This window comes from Sphingomonas sp. AOB5, from assembly GCF_029433115.1.
Taxonomy (GTDB): domain Bacteria; phylum Pseudomonadota; class Alphaproteobacteria; order Sphingomonadales; family Sphingomonadaceae; genus Sphingomonas.
Map to the genome: position 1 here is coordinate 135384 of NZ_JARNTV010000002.1, position 15855 is coordinate 151238.

17 protein-coding genes are annotated in these 15855 nt (G+C 65.0%); 1 reads left to right on the plus strand and 16 read right to left on the minus strand.

The features are described 5' to 3' along the window. Positions 1-3 precede the first annotated feature (3 nt). From P1X14_RS01750 to P1X14_RS01815, 14 genes are all read right to left on the minus strand, one after another. Positions 4-516 carry a hypothetical protein gene (locus P1X14_RS01750; RefSeq protein ID WP_277313577.1) on the minus strand — a complete coding sequence of 171 codons (513 nt, stop codon included), beginning with the start codon at positions 514-516 and terminating at the stop codon, positions 4-6. 137 nt (positions 517-653) lie between these two features. Continuing rightward, entirely contained in the window at positions 654-911 is a 258-nt protein-coding gene (locus tag P1X14_RS01755; protein WP_277313578.1) for a PilZ domain-containing protein, read from the minus strand. 139 nt (positions 912-1050) lie between these two features. Continuing rightward, complete coding sequence (gene rpmE / locus P1X14_RS01760) at positions 1051-1281, minus strand: 50S ribosomal protein L31 (RefSeq protein WP_277313579.1); 231 nt, start codon at positions 1279-1281, stop codon at positions 1051-1053. Between the two features lie 131 nt (positions 1282-1412). Beyond that, positions 1413-1892 carry a 3-hydroxyacyl-ACP dehydratase FabZ gene (gene fabZ, locus P1X14_RS01765; RefSeq protein WP_277313580.1) on the minus strand — a complete coding sequence of 160 codons (480 nt, stop codon included), beginning with the start codon at positions 1890-1892 and terminating at the stop codon, positions 1413-1415. 11 nt (positions 1893-1903) lie between these two features. Beyond that, a complete protein-coding gene (locus tag P1X14_RS01770; RefSeq protein WP_277313581.1) occupies positions 1904-2659 on the minus strand; it encodes an OmpH family outer membrane protein in 756 nt (251 codons plus the stop codon). Further along, entirely contained in the window at positions 2659-5448 is a 2790-nt protein-coding gene (gene bamA, locus P1X14_RS01775; protein WP_277313582.1) for an outer membrane protein assembly factor BamA, read from the minus strand. The genes P1X14_RS01770 and bamA overlap by 1 nt, the downstream gene beginning before the upstream one ends. 65 nt (positions 5449-5513) lie before the next feature. Then, positions 5514-6647: a M50 family metallopeptidase gene (locus P1X14_RS01780; RefSeq protein ID WP_277313583.1), complete on the minus strand. Its 1134-nt coding sequence runs from the start codon at positions 6645-6647 to the stop codon at positions 5514-5516. After that, positions 6644-7801, minus strand: coding sequence for a 1-deoxy-D-xylulose-5-phosphate reductoisomerase (locus P1X14_RS01785; RefSeq protein ID WP_277313584.1), 1158 nt, complete (start codon positions 7799-7801; stop codon positions 6644-6646). Before P1X14_RS01785 ends, P1X14_RS01780 begins: the two co-directional genes overlap by 4 nt. Next, on the minus strand, positions 7798-8565 hold the full coding sequence (locus P1X14_RS01790; RefSeq protein WP_277313585.1) for a phosphatidate cytidylyltransferase: 768 nt from the start codon (positions 8563-8565) through the stop codon (positions 7798-7800). Before P1X14_RS01790 ends, P1X14_RS01785 begins: the two co-directional genes overlap by 4 nt. Continuing rightward, positions 8562-9287: an isoprenyl transferase gene (locus P1X14_RS01795; protein ID WP_277313586.1), complete on the minus strand. Its 726-nt coding sequence runs from the start codon at positions 9285-9287 to the stop codon at positions 8562-8564. The genes P1X14_RS01790 and P1X14_RS01795 overlap by 4 nt, the downstream gene beginning before the upstream one ends. A gap of 42 nt (positions 9288-9329) precedes the next feature. Then, the gene (gene frr, locus P1X14_RS01800) at positions 9330-9887 is read right to left on the minus strand and encodes a ribosome recycling factor (RefSeq protein WP_277313587.1); all 558 of its coding nucleotides are present in this window, start codon (positions 9885-9887) and stop codon (positions 9330-9332) included. A gap of 45 nt (positions 9888-9932) precedes the next feature. Next, positions 9933-10667: a UMP kinase gene (pyrH, locus tag P1X14_RS01805; RefSeq protein ID WP_277313588.1), complete on the minus strand. Its 735-nt coding sequence runs from the start codon at positions 10665-10667 to the stop codon at positions 9933-9935. 92 nt (positions 10668-10759) lie between these two features. Next, on the minus strand, positions 10760-10954 hold the full coding sequence (locus P1X14_RS01810; protein ID WP_277313589.1) for a hypothetical protein: 195 nt from the start codon (positions 10952-10954) through the stop codon (positions 10760-10762). A gap of 10 nt (positions 10955-10964) precedes the next feature. Continuing rightward, positions 10965-11558 (minus strand): hypothetical protein, encoded by a 594-nt coding sequence (locus P1X14_RS01815; protein ID WP_277313590.1) that lies wholly within the window; start codon positions 11556-11558, stop codon positions 10965-10967. A gap of 96 nt (positions 11559-11654) precedes the next feature. Between P1X14_RS01815 and P1X14_RS01820 the strand changes: the two genes are divergently transcribed. Further along, positions 11655-13721: a DUF3857 domain-containing transglutaminase family protein gene (locus P1X14_RS01820; RefSeq protein ID WP_277313591.1), complete on the plus strand. Its 2067-nt coding sequence runs from the start codon at positions 11655-11657 to the stop codon at positions 13719-13721. 77 nt (positions 13722-13798) lie between these two features. Here P1X14_RS01820 and tsf read toward each other — a convergent pair whose 3' ends face one another. After that, positions 13799-14728, minus strand: a complete 930-nt coding sequence (gene tsf, locus P1X14_RS01825) for a translation elongation factor Ts (protein WP_277313592.1) — start codon at positions 14726-14728, stop codon at positions 13799-13801. A 165-nt stretch (positions 14729-14893) separates the two neighbouring features. Then, positions 14894-15769: a 30S ribosomal protein S2 gene (gene rpsB, locus P1X14_RS01830; RefSeq protein ID WP_277313593.1), complete on the minus strand. Its 876-nt coding sequence runs from the start codon at positions 15767-15769 to the stop codon at positions 14894-14896. Positions 15770-15855 lie beyond the last annotated feature (86 nt).

Consider the following 15855-nt stretch of genomic DNA (forward strand, 5'->3'; position numbering starts at 1 on the left):
AGCCTAACGCTGCGGCCTCACGACGTTAAGCACGGTTGCCGCACCGCCGCCCAGGCTGAACGCAGGGCTGTCCGGCCGCCCGTCGAGGCGAAACTCCAGGCTGGCACTCAGCGGCGTCCGGCGCCGTCCGCCGCGCGGCAGGCTGGCCCGGCCTTCGTTCAAAGCATTGCGCGGATCGAGCCGGGCTTCCCCGCGCGTCTGGGGTGCCGGCAATTGCCACCCCTCCCCCGCCGTGCGTGTGCCATCGAACAGGAAACGGCTGGCGAGACGCCCCTCCCAGCCATTGGTGACCGGCAGATAGCCCATCGGGGTCAGATCCAGCGCCTCGAAGGTGACGAGATCGTCGGACTGGATCGTCACGGGCGCTAGACGCACGCCCAGCCCGAAATCGGTCGGGGTCGGCAGCCTGATTGTGGTGATACGTCCGCCATGGGTGACGCCGTCATCCTGCATCAACAGGCTCAGCGCATCGGGTCGGGGGGTAAAGCCGGGGCGGTCGCCTGCCGCAGCCGGCATGACGATCAAAAAGCTCGCAATGGCGCAGACAAGCGAACGCCCCAGCACTCACAGTCCCCCTCTGTGAAGCGAGGAACATGACTAACGTTCTTGGTTAACGCAATATTGAGATTTATACGGAGGAAGCCGCGCGATTGTTACGCGGTGATCGCCTCGAAGTCGTCTTCACTGAGGGGATTCTGGAATTCCAGACCTGCTTCGAAGTCGCGCGCCCATACGACGCGCGCACCCCAATGTCCCACTTTGGGAAGGGTCAGCCACAGCATCGATCCCGCGCGAAGCTCGGAATAGGTCTGCAGCTTGGCGCCGTGCTGCGACAGGTCGGTCACCTTGCACAGGGCCCGATCGAGTCCGCCCCTGCCGATCTTCGCATCAAGCGAAACGGGCGCACGCATCGAACGCCGCCGGCCAAGCGCAGCCGCGGGTTCGATTTCTGCTGCGAATGCAATGGGCTTTCCCTGAACCATCAGGGAAACGTACGAGGGTGTGGCTAACGGCGCGTTAACGACGCGCGTCCGCCACACCCTTTTCCGATTACTTCTTGCCGAGGCTGAGGCCGCCGAAGCGCTTGTTGAAGCGCGCAACCTGGCCACCCGCGTCGAGAAGCTGGCCGCGGCCGCCGGTCCATGCCGGATGCGCGAGCGGATCGATCTCGAGCTGCATCGTGTCGCCTTCCTTACCCCAGGTCGAACGGGTCTGGTAGGACGAGCCGTCGGTCATCTGCACCGTGATGGTGTGATAATCGGGATGGGTATCTTTCTTCACGTCGAATTCCTTGAAGTGCCACTGGTTCCGACCAGCAGCGGAGGCGCGCGCCTAGCAGAGGGCGGCGCGGGGTGCAAGTTATGGGAATGCCACCTCACCCGTTCGCCCTGAGAGCGAACGGGAGGTAGAGCTTACTTCGGCGGATCCGCGATCATCGCGGTGAACTCGCATTCGGTCGCCACGTCATCGCCCAGATAGGCCTTGCCGGCGAACTTGCAGACGCGCGAACGCTTCTGGACGAACTCGACCTCGAGGCGGAGCAGGCAGCCGGGTTCGACCGGCTTGCGGAACTTCACCCCGTCGATGCTCATGAAATAGACGAGCTTGCCCGAACCGGCGAGGCCCAGGCTCTCGACCGCGAGCACGCCCGCGGCTTGGGCCAGCGCTTCGACCTGAAGCACGCCGGGCATGATCGGACGCCCGGGGAAATGCCCCTGGAAGAACTGCTCGTTCATCGTCACCGCCTTGATCGCCACGATCCGCTGATCGACGATCAGCGATTCGACCCGGTCGACCAGCAACAGCGGATAACGATGCGGCAGGGCCGCCATGACCCGCTGGATATCCAGCGGGCCCCTCTCCGAACCCGAAGAGTCAGTCCCTGCCGTCATGGTTTCGTCGCTCACCGGCCCGGGGGCGGGGTCTGCGTTGCCGGGCGAGCGGGCTGGCCAGCGGCGGGTGCCGGTGCGGCGCCTGCCGGACGCGGAGCCTGCTGCTGCTGCGACGCGGCGCGGCGGCTTTCCAGCTCGCTGATCTGCTCGAGCATGTTGACCGTGGTCTGCGACGGGTTCCAGTTCGCGGGCGGCTGGATCGGCACGCTCGGAATGACCTTGTCCAGCTCGGCGGTGATCGCACCGGTCACACTGGCCGATTCAGGCGCATAGAGGAACGCCGACGGCTGCAGGATCACGGTGATCTTGCGCGCGTTGATCACGTTGGTCTGCGCGGTGCCGTAATTCTCGAGGATCTTCTCGAGCGCATAGAGCTGCGCGCGGATCACCGGGGTGCTCAGGCGGAGGATATCGGCCTGTGCCTTGTCCTGCGCGGTCTTGATGCTGGCGAGTGCCGGATTGCGGGCAGCCTGCGCAGCGTTCACCTCGGCCTCGGAAATCTCCTTGTCCTTGTTGGTGTCGATCAGCGTGTAGAGCGGTTCCAGCTCCTTATCGAGCGCGTCGCGGCGGGCGTTGATCTGATCGATCGCGGCCTTGTGCTGCGTGGCGATCTGCTGGCTGGCAGTGCCGAACGCCTTCGAATTGGCGATCGCAATGATCGGATTGGCGGAGGCGATGCCCTGGACCTGCGCTGCGGCAGGTGCGGCCGTCAGCAGCGCCGCGGGTGCGGCGAGCAGGCTCGCAATGAGGAGCTTCTTGGTGATCATCAGAACTGAGTCCCTACGTTGAAAGTGAAGAGCTTGGGGTCGTCGCCCGGCTGGGTCAGCAGGGCCTTGGAAACGTCGATACGCAGCGGCCCGAACGGCGAGTTCCAGTTCACGCCGACACCGATCGCGAGACGCGGGCGAGCCGAATCGCCCACGAAACGCTCCAGGAACGGCTGGGTCGGAATGTTGTAGATCGCGTTGACCGACGTACCCGAACAGGCGCCGCCCGAGGTCGCGGTATAGCCGACCTGGCAGGTGGTCAGCTGACCGCTGTTCACCGCGTCGGACGCGCTGACGATGAACAGCTGGTTGCCGCTGGCATCCTTGATGAAATTGTCCTTCGGCAGCAGCGAGGGCGAACCATCGGCGTTGAACAACAGGTTGCCACTGCCATCGGTGCGCTGGACGAAATCGATCGTCTTGTCCGGGCGGCGGATGCCGAATAGCGCGCCTGCCTGGACGAAGATCGACGGACGCAGGCCCATTTCGGCCGCGCCGGCACCCAGCGGAATTTCCAGCTCGGCCTTGGCGAGATAATAGCCGCGGCCGCCCAGTGCGTCGTCGACGATCTGGTCGCGATCGGTGACCAGCAGCTGGTTCCCGGTCACCGCATCGCCGGTGAAGCCGATGCGCTGCACGCGCGGACCGACGCCGCGAATGTCGAAGCCGCGGAACTGCGGTTCGCCCAGATAGAAGCGATCGGTGATGCGGACCGGATCGAGCCCGCCGCCCGAGCTCTTCTCGAACGAATGGATGTAACCGCCTTCGGCCGAGAGCGAGGCGATGAAGCCGCTGCCGACATGCCAGAACTTCTTGGCGTCGATACGGGCGCGGGCATAGCGAACGTCGCCACCCAGGCCTGCAAAGTCGGCGCCGAACACCAGCCGCTGGCCGCGGGTCGGACGCAGGCGGCTGTTGAGGCTGTCATAGATCAGCGAGACGCCGACCAGCGAAGTGATGCGCGTGCCGATCGCGTCGCAATAATAGCGGCCGGCCTTCAGCGGATCGCACTCACTGTCGCTGATCACGCCATCGCTGTTCAGATCCGAATAGAAGCTCGCCTTGTCGAGCGTCACTTCGTCCTGCATCAGCGTGTAGCGTGCCGACAGGGTCCAGTATTCGGTCAGCGGCACGCCGGTGACGAGCTGGATACCGGTCGAGACCTGGCTGTAGGTCGTGTTGCGATCGGTGCCGATATAGTTGAACGAGTTATAGTCGCGGCGGAAGACCGTGGCGCCCAGCGCGATGTTGCGATCGAACAGATAGGGCTCGGTGAAGCCCAGTTCGACCGACTTCGAATAGCTCGAATAATCGACCGAGGCCGACAGCGTCTGGCCCTTGCCGCGGAAATTGCGCTGGCGGATCGAGGCCTGGAGGATGAAGCGCTCAAGGCTCGAGAAACCGGCCGACAGCGTCAGTTCGCCGGTCGCCTTTTCCTCGACATTGGCGGACAGGATGATGCGATCCGGCGCCGAACCTTCCTTGCGCTCGATCTCGAACTTGTCCTGGAAATAGCCGAGCGAGTTGATGCGGTCCTGCGAACGCTTGACCAGGAAGGTGTTGAACGCATCGCCTTCGGCCACGCGCATTTCGCGACGGATGACCTTGTCGACCGTCTGGGTGTTGCCGGTGATGTCGATCCGCTCGATGTACGTACGGTTCGTCTCGGCGATGTGGAAGTTGATCGTCATCGTGAGGTTTTCACGATCGCGCTGGAACTCCGGACGCACGTCGGCGAACGCATAGCCGAACAGGCCGGCCGTCTCGCTCAGCGCTTCGACCGAGTCTTCCACTGCCTTGGCGTTGTAGAACTGGCCTTCGCGGATCGGCAGGCTTTCCGCCATCTTCTTGTCGTCGAAGTCGCGGATCGCGCTGTCGACGGTAACCGGACCGAATTTGTAGCGCGGGCCTTCTTCCACCACGTAGGTGATGATGAAGTCCTTCTTGTCCGGGGTCAGCTCGGCGATGGCCGAGATCACGCGGAAATCGGCATAGCCTTCGGTCAGGTAGAACTGGCGCAGCTTCTGCTGGTCATAGGCCAGGCGATCCTGGTCGTACGACGTGTTCGAGCTCAACATCGAGGTGATGCGCGCCTGCTTCGTCGCCATCTCGCCGCGCAGCTTCCCGTCGGAGAAGACTTCGTTGCCGATGATGTTGATCTGGCGGACCTTGGACTTCGGCCCTTCGCGGATTTCGAAGATCACGTCGACGCGGTTCTGGTCGAGCATGACCATCTTCGGCTCGACATTCGCGGCGAAGCGGCCCTGACGGCGATACAGTTCGATGATGCGCGCCACGTCGGCGCGGACCGCAGTGCGAGTGAAGATCTGGCGCGGCGCCAGCTTCACTTCCTTGGTGATCTTGTCGTCCTTCAGGCGCTTGTTGCCCTCGAAGATGACGCGGTTGATGATCGGGTTCTCGCGGACGCGGATCACGATATCGCCGGTCTCGACGCCTGCAATCTCGACATCGGCCAGCAGGTCCGATGCGATCAGGTCCTTGATCGCCTGGTCGACCGTCTCGTTGGTGTAGGACGCACCGACGCGAAGCTGGGTGTAGGACAGGATCGTGTCGGGCTCGAGGCGCTGCGCACCCTCGACCCGCAGCGAGCGGATCACGCGCTGCGTCGGGGGAGCGACCGTCATCGCTTCGGGCGCAGCCGCAGCCGGCGGGGTCGCGACCTGCGCGGCAACGGGCACCGCCGCAAAGCCAGCCGAAAGGATCGTGCCCGCCAGGAGCGTCTTGGTGGCGTTCACGCCCATATGTTTCGCCTTAATAACGGTCACCATCCCACCCCAGTCGGAATCAATATATGCCGGTCGGCACGGCAGCTACCTGCCCTGCCCCAAGCGCGTCAGCCGATCAACCCGGCCAAGTTTTTCCACACGCCGAACGCGCCCAGATCGTTGAACGTAACCAGCAGCATGAGCGCAAGAATTGCGACCATTCCACCCCGAAACGCCCATTCCACTACCTGCGGCTCGACCGGCCGCCGCCTGATTGCCTCGATTCCGTACAGCAGCAAGTGGCCGCCATCCAGAACCGGGACTGGCAAGAGGTTAATGAATCCCAGATTAATCGAAATGAGCGCGATCAGGAACACGAACTCGCTCGGTCCCATCCAGAGACGCTCGCCCGAGATCTTTGCGATGCGCAGCGGCCCGCCCAGCTCGCTCACCGGCACGCGTCCGGCGATCAGTTGGCCGAGGCCATCCACCATCATGCCGACCATGTCGTAGGTGCGCTGCACGCCGACGATCGGCGCCTGCCAGAACGGCACCGGATGATACACCGCCTCGGCCGGACCGACGCCCAGGATGCCACGGCGGGTCTCGTTGCCGAAGCGGTCCCTGTCGACGCGGGTGCCGATAACGGCATCGCCGCTGGCCGGAGCGCCGTCGCGCACATATTCGATCCGGACCGGCATGCCTGCACGAAGCGCGGTGAATGAGGCGAGATCGCTGAAATCCTCGACCGAACGCCCGCCGATCGAAGTGATCCGGTCACCCGGCTTCAGGCCGGCCGCCTCGGCCGCGCTCTGCGGCGTCACGGTGCCGACCACGGTCGGGACGACCGCACTGCCGTAAAGACCTGCAAAAGTGCCGAGAATGACGATGGCGATCAGGAAATTCATGATCGGCCCGGCTGCGACGATGATCGCGCGCTGCCACAATTTCTTGGACTGGAAGGTCTTCGCCCGTTCGGCGGCCGGCAGTTCGAGCCAGGCCGGATCGGGCTGACTCGCCGGGTTCATGTCGCCCGCGAAGCGGACATAGCCGCCCAGCGGCAGCCATCCGAACTTCCAGCGGGTCCCGCGCTTGTCGGTGAAACCGGCGACTTCGCGGCCGAAACCGATCGAGAACTCATCCGCCTTCACGCCGAACCAGCGGCCAGCGAGATAATGGCCAAGCTCATGCAGGAACACGAGCGGACCAAGCACCAGCACGAACGCCAGGACCGTCAGCAAGATGCCGGGATTTTCGATCAAACGACGCAGTCCTTCACACGCTCGACCGCGTGGCGCCGGGCCTCTGCATCGATGGCCAGTACGGCGTCGAGCGTGTCCGGAGCAGGCGGGTCATAGCGGCTCAGCGTATCGGCAACGATTGCGGCAATTTCAAGAAAGTTGACGGCGCCGGAAAGGAAGCTTGCGACAGCCACCTCGTTGGCGGCGTTGAGGATCGCCGGACGCGCGCCACCGGCCTTCAACGCCTCTTGGGCAAGCGCCAGGCAGGGGAAGCGCTGATAGTCCGGTTCCTCGAAATCGAGCCGGGCAATCCGGGCCAAATCGAGGCGCTCGCACGGAGTTTCCATCCGGTCGGGCCAGGCAAGCGCATAGGCGATGGGGATTCGCATGTCGGGCGAGCCCAATTGGGCCAGCACCGAACCGTCGACATATTCCACCATCGAGTGGATCACCGACTGGGCATGGACGATCACGTCGAGCTGATCGGCGGCCACCGGGAACAGGTGGAACGCCTCGATCAGTTCCAGCCCCTTGTTCATCAGCGTCGCCGAATCGACCGAAATCTTGGCGCCCATCGACCAGTTGGGATGCGCCACCGCCTGTGCGGGCGTGATCGCGCGCATCTCGTCGAGGCTGCGGGTGCGGAACGGCCCGCCGCTGGCGGTCAGGATGATCCGGCGCACGCGCTCGGGCGCAGTGCGGTCGAGGCACTGGAACACCGCATTATGCTCGGAATCGACCGGCAACAGCGTGGTGCCATGCGCGCGCGCCGCCGCCGTCATGACGTCGCCCGCCGAAACCAGCGATTCCTTGTTGGCCAGCGCCACTGTGCCGCCTGCTTCGAGCGCGGCCATCACCGGCTTGAGGCCCGCGGTGCCGACGATCGCGGCCATGGTCCAGTCGGCGCCCATGCGGACCGCGTCGCACACCGCGTCGGCCCCGCCTCTCGCCTCGATGCCCGTTCCGGCCAGCCGCTCCTGCAATTCGGGCAGCCGCGCCGCGTCGGCAACCACCGCGCGCTTCGCATTGGTGCGGATCGCTGCTGCTGCGAGCTTGGCGGCATCGCCATTGGCAGTCAGCGCAACGACTTCGAACCGCTCGGGCTCGCGCTCGATCAGGTCGAGCGTCGAACTGCCCACCGATCCGGTGGCGCCAAGAATCGTGATGCGCTTCACTGGACGAGCAGTACCAGCAAAGCCGCGACAGGCGCGACCGCAACCAGCCCGTCCAGCCGGTCGAGCAGCCCACCATGGCCGGGCAGCAGATTACCCGAATCCTTCACCCCGGCGACGCGCTTCAGGTGGCTCTCATACAGATCGCCAACCTGCGCCAGCATCGCCAGCAACGGCGTCGCGATCGCCAGCGCAACCGGCAGGTCGAACAGCAGCACCAGCACGATGGCGAAGACACCGGCCGCCGCCACGCCGCCGATAAAGCCGGCCCAGGTCTTGTTCGGGCTGATGCCGGGCGCCAGCTTCGGCCCGCCAATAGCGCGGCCCGCGAAATAGGCGCCGCTGTCGCATGCCCAGACCAAAGCCATCGCCCAGAAGGTCAGCAGGAAGCCATTCGGCTCCGCACGCAGCACGATCAGCGCCAGCGCGGGCAGCCCGACATAGGCCACGCCCCAGGCCAGCCGCGGCTTGAAACTGGTTGCGCCGGTGAAGAAGATCGCCCCGCCGATCAGCCCCAGCGCCAGAAACCCCGGCCCCGCCGCCAGCGGCGACAGGATCGCCAACGGGACCGTCAGCGCATATTGGGAAATCAGCCGCTGCCGCTGCGTCGCGCCGACCAGATTGGCCCATTCGGCCAGCATCAGCAGCGATCCCACCGCCACCAGCAACCAGAAGACGAAGCCGCCCGCATACAGCGCGGCAAAGGCGACGCCGATCAGCAGAAATGCGACCGCGAGCCGCTTGGGAAGGTCGGCGTTCTTGCTCACAGGCCCCCGAAGCGTCGCTGGCGGCGCCCGAACTGGCCGATCGCCTCGGCCAGCGTATCGGCATCGAAATCGGGCCATAGCGTGTCGACGAACAGCAATTCGGCATAGGCCGCCTGCCACAGCAGGAAGTTCGACAGACGCTGCTCGCCGGAAGTGCGGATCAGCAGGTCGAGCGGCGGCAGATCGTGTGTTTCCAGCGCATTCTCGAGCGCAGCTTCGTTGATTGCGTCTGCGGACATGCGACCCGCAGCAACCTCCCCCGCCAGCTTGCGCGCCGCGGCGGCGATCTCGGCCTGCGCGCCGTAATTGAGCGCGATCACCAACGTCGCACCCGGATTGTCCACGGTGCGCGCCATCGCCTGATCGATCATCGTCACCAGATCGGGCGCGAGCCGCTTGTAATCGCCGATCACCTTCAGCTTCACGCCCTCGGAGATCAGCTCCTCGAGCTCGCTGGCGAGGAAATGACGCAGCAACCCCATCAGGTCGCGCACTTCCTCCTCCGGCCGTCGCCAATTCTCGGACGAAAAGGCGTAGAGCGTCAGCACCTCGATCCCGAGCTGACGCGCAGCCCGGCTGACGCGGCGCACCGCCTCCACGCCCTGCTTGTGCCCGGCGATCCGCGGCAACAGCCGCTTCTTCGCCCAGCGCCCGTTGCCGTCCATGATAATGGCGACATGGCGCGGGGGCGTTTCGGGAGATGGTGCGGGTTTAGCGGCCATAACCGGGAATGACGGAGGAAGGGAAAGGGCGGACGCTGCCCGTCACTTGCCCAGGATTTCCTTTTCCTTCGCGGCGGTCGCGGCATCGATGTCGGCGATCGTCGCGTCGGTCAGCTTCTGGACCTCGGTCTCGTGGCGCTTGCGCTCGTCCTCGCTGAACACGCCCTTCTTCTCGTCGGTCTTCAGATTGTCGTTGCCGTCGCGGCGGACGTTGCGCACCGCGATGCGCGCATTCTCGGCATATTTGCCGGCCAGCTTGGCCAGCTCCTTGCGACGCTCCTCGGTCAGATCCGGGATCGGCAGGCGCAGCGTCTGGCCGTCGGTGATCGGGTTCAGGCCCAGACCCGCCGAACGGATCGCCTTCTCGACCGGGCCGACATTGCTCTTGTCCCACACCTGAACCGACAGCATGCGCGGCTCGGGCGCCGACACCGTCGCCACCTGGTTGATCGGCATATGCGCGCCGTACACCTCAACATTCACCGGATCGAGCAGGGTGACCGAGGCGCGGCCGGTGCGCAGACCCACCAGATCGTGCTTCAGCGCTTCGACGGCGCCCTGCATGCGGCGTTCGAGATCGGCTTTATCGTAAGCGGCCATTTCAGGCTCTCCTTATTAAAGGCGGGTGATAAAAGGCACCGCGCCTTATGCGTATGCTTCTTGTTCGTTGCGGACGATCGTGGAGGTCCCCTCGCCGTTCAGCACGGCGGCGAGATTGCCTTCCTCGCGGATGTTGAACACCACGATCGGGATATCGGAATCGCGGCACAGCGCGACGGCAGCAGCGTCCATCACCTTCAGATTATCTGCGAGGACGCGGTTGTAAGTCAGCGTTTCGTAACGCGTCGCGCCGGCCACCTTCTTGGGATCGGCGTCATAGACCCCGTCAACCGAAGTGCCCTTGAACAGCGCGTCGCACTTCATTTCGGCGGCACGCAGCGCGGCGCCGCTGTCGGTGGTGAAGAACGGGCTGCCGACGCCGGCCGCGAAGATCACTACGCGGCCCTTTTCCAGGTGGCGCTCGGCCCGGCGCTGGATGAAGGGTTCGCAGATCTTGTCCATCTGCACGGCAGACTGGACGCGGGTGTGGACACCCAGCTTCTCCAGCGTGCTCTGCATCGCCAGCGCGTTCATCACCGTGGCGAGCATGCCCATATAATCGCCGGTGGTGCGCTCGATTCCCTGCGCCGCGCCTGCGACGCCGCGGAAGATGTTGCCGCCGCCGACCACCAGGCACAGTTCATGTCCCGCTTCCCGCGCGGCCTTCACTTCCAGCGCCACGCGCTCGCAGGTGGCGGGATCGATCCCGAACTGCCCCTGCCCCATCAGGACCTCTCCCGAGAGCTTGAGCAGGATGCGTTTGAAGCGGGGAGGCGTCATGGGTTCCGATATTGCTGTGGGGAGGCGGCGCGGACCTTAGATGCGGCTGCACCGGAAGCCAAGCGGAGAAGCCGTGCAGATGACGTGGAATTTCAGTCGTCCGACCCGCCCTCGCCAATGTCGAGCGTGCCCAACGGATTGGCGGCCAGCAGGTCCGCCACCTGCTCATAGACGGCGGCATTCTCCATCATCTGCTCCTCCAGCGCCGGGTTCTGCCCGCCGACATTGCGGAAGAAGGTCGCCGCATCGCGCAGCAGCTTCGCGCCGAGTTCTGCATAAGTCGCCATCTCGCCCTCCTTAGGGCCAGGCAAATTCGCGCAGGAAGGTCTGGCTGTTCTGCGATGCCTGGGTGCAGAACGGGTCCTCCATCAGATCCTCGCCGCCCAGCACCAGATCATTGCCCTTGGCATAGCCGAACTGGGTCCGGCGATAGCGGCCGCGCGGGCCGTTGACCGACCCGCCTGCGTGATAGACTTCGATCAGATGGTCCGGCGTACCGATCCGCCGCGTGCCGAAGGCCGGACGGGCTTCCGGCCCCCACTGCCCTGCCAGCGCCTCCACAGCTTCCTTCGCCTGCGGGCCAAGGCCCGGAAAATAGCGAATCTGGAACACCTGCAGGCAACGGTCGTGCAACGGGCCGCCCGGATCCATCTCATAATAGAATTCCACGCCGTTGGGCGCGACCGCACAACCGGCCAGCATCGCCTTGCCGACCGATGAGGGCGCGGTGAAGCCGCTGCGCTTCTCGCGATACTTCCGCCCGCCGCCCGCCGTCGGAAGGATATCGAACAGATCAGCCGTGCAGGTCCGGTCACGATCCGCGGCGTGGGTCGCGGGATCGCTGGGCGAAGCAACTGCGGCGAATGCCGCAAGGAGGAGCGCGAAAACCATGCACAACGATTAGGGCCGGACAGGCGCGAGGCCAAGCGCCCTTGCCTAACTCGGCGCACGGCGACAGATTTGCGGGGGCAATCGAGCGAGGGGCAATTGAGACTTATTCCAGCACTGGCGCTGCCGGTGGCGCTGATGGCGGCCCCGGCTGCGCATTCGGCCAGCCGCGATGTCCGTTACGCCGCTGCGCCAGCATGGGTCTTGCCGCCGCCCTCCCCGACCACCGGGCCGGCAGCGGATGAAGCGCCGCTCCGCGTCATCTATACCGACACCCAGGTCCGGGCCGGGCGTGCGGGCATGGAGTGGTTCACCGGATACCGGCTGAAGCTGCTCAGGCCCGAGGCGTTGCCTGCGGGCAATATCAAGGTGGTGTGGAATCCCGATGGCGGCGACGCCACGGTCCATTATCTGCGAATCATCCGCGACGGGCGCGTCATCGACGTGCTGAAACAGACGCGCTTCCGCGTTCTTCAGCGTGAAGAGGCGCTCGAACAGTCGATGCTCAGCGGCCTGCTGACCGCGACGCTGCAGGCGCCGGGCCTTCAGGTCGGCGACGAGATCGAGTTCGCCGCAACGATCCAGCGGCGCGATACCGCGTTCGGCGTTCCCGCCTTCGGCGCTGCGCAGTTGCCGATGCAGGGCATCCCCGGCGCGTATCGCTTCCGCCTGCTCTGGCCCGAAAACTCACCGATGCACTGGCGCGCGACCGCGGATCTGCCCAAGGTCACGCCCGGCATCGCCCGCGGCGAGAAACAGCTCGTCTATGAGCTGCGCGATCCCGCCAGCATCGTGCTGAGCGAAGAAGCGCCGGCCCGGTTCAACGTCCGCCGCCTCATCGAATTTTCCGATTTCGCGGCATGGGCCGATGTCTCGCGGCGCGCATGGCCGTTGTTCGACAAGGCGGCGACGCTGCCTGCCAATTCGCCGCTCCGCGCCGAAGCCGCGAAGATCATGGCCAGCACCGAAAATCCCGCCGAACGCGCACAGGCTGCGCTCAGGCTGGTCCAGGACAATATCCGCTACGTCTATATCGGGCTGGATGGCGGCAATTATATCCCGGCCTCGGCCGAGGAAACGTGGCGCCGCCGCTTTGGCGACTGCAAGGGCAAGACGGTGGTGCTGCTCGCGCTGCTCCGCCTGATGGGCATATCGGCCGAGCCGGTGCTGGTGAACACAACCGGCAGCGACGGGCTGAACGAGCGCCTGCCCCAGCCAAGCTATTTCGATCATGTGCTGGTGCGTGCCCGGATCGGTGAGCGGAGCTATTGGCTCGACGGCACCCGCCCGGCCGACCGGACGCTGGCGGCACTCCAGCCGCCGCTCTATCGCTGGGTCCTGCCGCTCAACGCATCGGGATCGGAGCTCGAATCGGTTCCGGCGCGCCCGTGGAACGTTCCGATGCTCATCGGGGTAGTGGATGTCGATGCGACTGCAGGCTTCGATAAACCGGCGAAGTACAACGTCCAGCACATCATTCGCGACGACGATGCCTATCAGATCCGCACGCAGCTTGGGGCGATGCCCGCGAGCGACGCGGACCGCGCGGTGAGGACATATTGGCGGCAGCAGATGGAATGGGTCACGCTGGACAAGGTGAGCTGGCGCTATGACGAGGCCCGCGCGGCGTTGATCCTCACCGCCACCGGCGACAGCAAGCCCGACTGGGATGGCGACGAGAAAGAAGGCCGCCGCCTGACCATTCCCGGCGCCGGATTCGTGCCGCCCAGCGAGCTGAAGCGCCCCGAGGATCAGGAGCAGACGGTGCCATGGGCGACCGACTTTCCGCGCTATCGCTGCTGGGCGACCACCATCCGCCTGCCCGCGGCCGGCGTGCGCCGCCGCTGGACCTATCATGCGGATCCGATGAACCGTCAGCTGGGCGGCATAGAATATTGGCGCGCATCCGGCCTGCGCCAGAATGTCATGCGCACGGTGATGAGCCGCCGGACTTATCTGCCCGAGATCAGCGCAGCCGACGCCGAACTGCTCAATCGCGAGATCCCCGGTTTCAACAACAACATGTCCAGCGTGTACGAAGAGGACGGCAGTCAGGCCTCGCGCCGCACGGTCACGACCAGCAACCTGCCCTTCGCGGACGATCACGACTGGCTGAACAATCCGGCGCCGTGCACCGCATCGCTTGCGGCAACCTCGATCAAATAAGCGCGCTCTCAACCCGAAACGAAAACGGGCGCGGTCACCATCGTGACCGCGCCCGCTTGTCGATCGAAGCGTTTCGCTTACTTGGTCAGGCCGGCCGTAGCCGCCACTTCCGCAGCGAAGTCGCTCTCTTCCTTCTCGATGCCTTCGCCGAGCTGGAAGCGGACATAGTCCTTCAGCACGATGGTCGCGCCGGCGTCCTTGCCCGCCTTCGCGATCACGTCGGCGATCGGGGTCTTGCCGTCCATCACGAACAGCTGGTTCAGCAGCGAGTTCTCCTTGGCGAACTTCTTCACCGCGCCTTCCACCATCTTGGCGATGATGTCGGCCGGCTTGCCGCTCTCGGCAGCCTTTTCGGTCGCGATGGCGCGCTCGCGCTCCAGCGTTTCCTGATCCAGGCCGCTCTCGTCCAGCGCCAGCGGGAAGGCAGCGGCGATGTGCATCGCGATCTGCTTGCCCAGCGGCTCGAGCACATCGACGCCTGCGTCCGATTCCAGCGCGACCAGCACGCCGATCTTGCCCAGGCCCGGGGCCGCGGCGTTGTGGACGTACGGGATCACCGCGCCGTTCGCGACCGAAACGGCCTTGGCGCGGCGGAGCACCTGGTTCTCGCCGATGGTGGCGATGTTCGCGGTCAGGACTTCCTCGACGGTGCCGCCCTGCGCCATCGGCGAAGCCTTCAGCGCATCCATATCGTCACCCTTTTCGAGCGCGATACCGGTCACTTCGCGGACGAAGTTCTGGAAGATCTCGTTCTTCGCGACGAAGTCGGTCTGCGAGTTGACTTCGATGGCCACGCCCTTGGTGCCGGCAACGGCAACGCCGACCAGACCTTCGGCCGCAGTGCGGCTCGACTTCTTGGCGGCGGCAGCAAGGCCCTTCGAACGCAGCCAATCGCTGGCGGCTTCGAGGTCGCCATTGGTTTCGGTCAGCGCCTTCTTGCAGTCCATCATGCCGGCGCCCGAGCGCTCGCGCAGTTCCTTGACGGCGGATGCAGTGATCTCAGCCATGTTTATTTCCTCATCAGTTGGGTCGCGGCTCTGTCGCGACGCTCAAAAAGAATTCCGTTCGCCCTGAGCCTGTCGAAGGGCCGTTCTTCTCTCTTTGTTACGAGAGAAAGACGGTGCTTCGACAAGCTCAGCACGAACGGTGAAAAGGCTTGTCGAAGCCTAGGCTTACGCGTCGGCCTGGCGGACTTCCTCGGCCACCGCTTCGGCAACCACAGGCGCTTCGAATTCCTCGGCGGTCACGACGGGAGCGTCGGCCGCAGGGGCTTCGGCAGCACCGGCATCGACCGGGGCGCTCAGTGCTTCCTCGACCGGCGGGGCGTCCATCGCACCGATATCGGCGCCACGGCGAGCCTGCTGCTCGTGACCGCCGCGGGTCGCGGCGATCGCGATGGCTTCGCAGTACAGGCGGATGGCGCGCGATGCGTCGTCATTCGCCGGAACCGGGAACGCGATGCCGTCCGGCGAGACGTTCGAATCGAGGATCGCGACGACGGGGATGCCCAGCGTGTTGGCTTCCTTGATCGCCAGCTCTTCCTTGTTCGCGTCGATCACGAACATGATGTCGGGAACGCCGCCCATGTCGCGGATGCCGCCGAGCGAAAGCTCCAGCTTGTCCTTCTCGCGGGTCAGGTTCAGCACTTCCTTCTTGGTCAGGCCATGCGTGTCGCCCGAAAGCTGCTCTTCAAGGGTCTTGAGACGCTTGATCGAACCCGAGATGGTCTTCCAGTTGGTGAGCATGCCGCCCAGCCAGCGATGGTTGACGAAGTGCTGGCCCGAACGGCGGGCTGCTTCGGCGATCGGCTCCTGCGCCTGGCGCTTGGTGCCGACGAACAGGACCTTGCCGCCGGCGGCGACGGTCGAGTTCACGAATTCCAGAGCGCGCGCGAAGAGCGGAACGGTCTGCGACAGGTCGATGATGTGGACGCCGTTGCGGTCGCCGAAAATATACGGCTTCATCTTCGGGTTCCAGCGGTGGGTCTGGTGACCGAAGTGCGCGCCCGACTCGAGCAGCTGCTGCATGGAGACGACAGGTGCCGCCATAGGGATAACTCCTTCCGGTTGTTCCTCTGGGAAGCGTGCACCTGACGTGTCAGGCACCGGGTTATGATGCTTCCCATGTGGGGTTG

Excerpts from the sequence above, each read along its gene's own strand:
- P1X14_RS01750 (WP_277313577.1), bottom strand. The coding sequence starts at position 516 with ATGCCGGCTGCGGCAGGCGACCGCCCCGGCTTTACCCCCCGACCCGAT.
- P1X14_RS01755 (WP_277313578.1), bottom strand. The coding sequence starts at position 911 with ATGCGTGCGCCCGTTTCGCTTGATGCGAAGATCGGCAGGGGCGGACTC.
- fabZ (WP_277313580.1), bottom strand. The coding sequence starts at position 1,892 with ATGACGGCAGGGACTGACTCTTCGGGTTCGGAGAGGGGCCCGCTGGAT.
- P1X14_RS01770 (WP_277313581.1), bottom strand. The coding sequence starts at position 2,659 with ATGATCACCAAGAAGCTCCTCATTGCGAGCCTGCTCGCCGCACCCGCG.
- bamA (WP_277313582.1), bottom strand. The coding sequence starts at position 5,448 with ATGGTGACCGTTATTAAGGCGAAACATATGGGCGTGAACGCCACCAAG.
- P1X14_RS01795 (WP_277313586.1), bottom strand. The coding sequence starts at position 9,287 with ATGGCCGCTAAACCCGCACCATCTCCCGAAACGCCCCCGCGCCATGTC.
- frr (WP_277313587.1), bottom strand. The coding sequence starts at position 9,887 with ATGGCCGCTTACGATAAAGCCGATCTCGAACGCCGCATGCAGGGCGCC.
- pyrH (WP_277313588.1), bottom strand. The coding sequence starts at position 10,667 with ATGACGCCTCCCCGCTTCAAACGCATCCTGCTCAAGCTCTCGGGAGAG.
- P1X14_RS01810 (WP_277313589.1), bottom strand. The coding sequence starts at position 10,954 with ATGGCGACTTATGCAGAACTCGGCGCGAAGCTGCTGCGCGATGCGGCG.
- P1X14_RS01815 (WP_277313590.1), bottom strand. The coding sequence starts at position 11,558 with ATGGTTTTCGCGCTCCTCCTTGCGGCATTCGCCGCAGTTGCTTCGCCC.
- tsf (WP_277313592.1), bottom strand. The coding sequence starts at position 14,728 with ATGGCTGAGATCACTGCATCCGCCGTCAAGGAACTGCGCGAGCGCTCG.
- rpsB (WP_277313593.1), bottom strand. The coding sequence starts at position 15,769 with ATGGCGGCACCTGTCGTCTCCATGCAGCAGCTGCTCGAGTCGGGCGCG.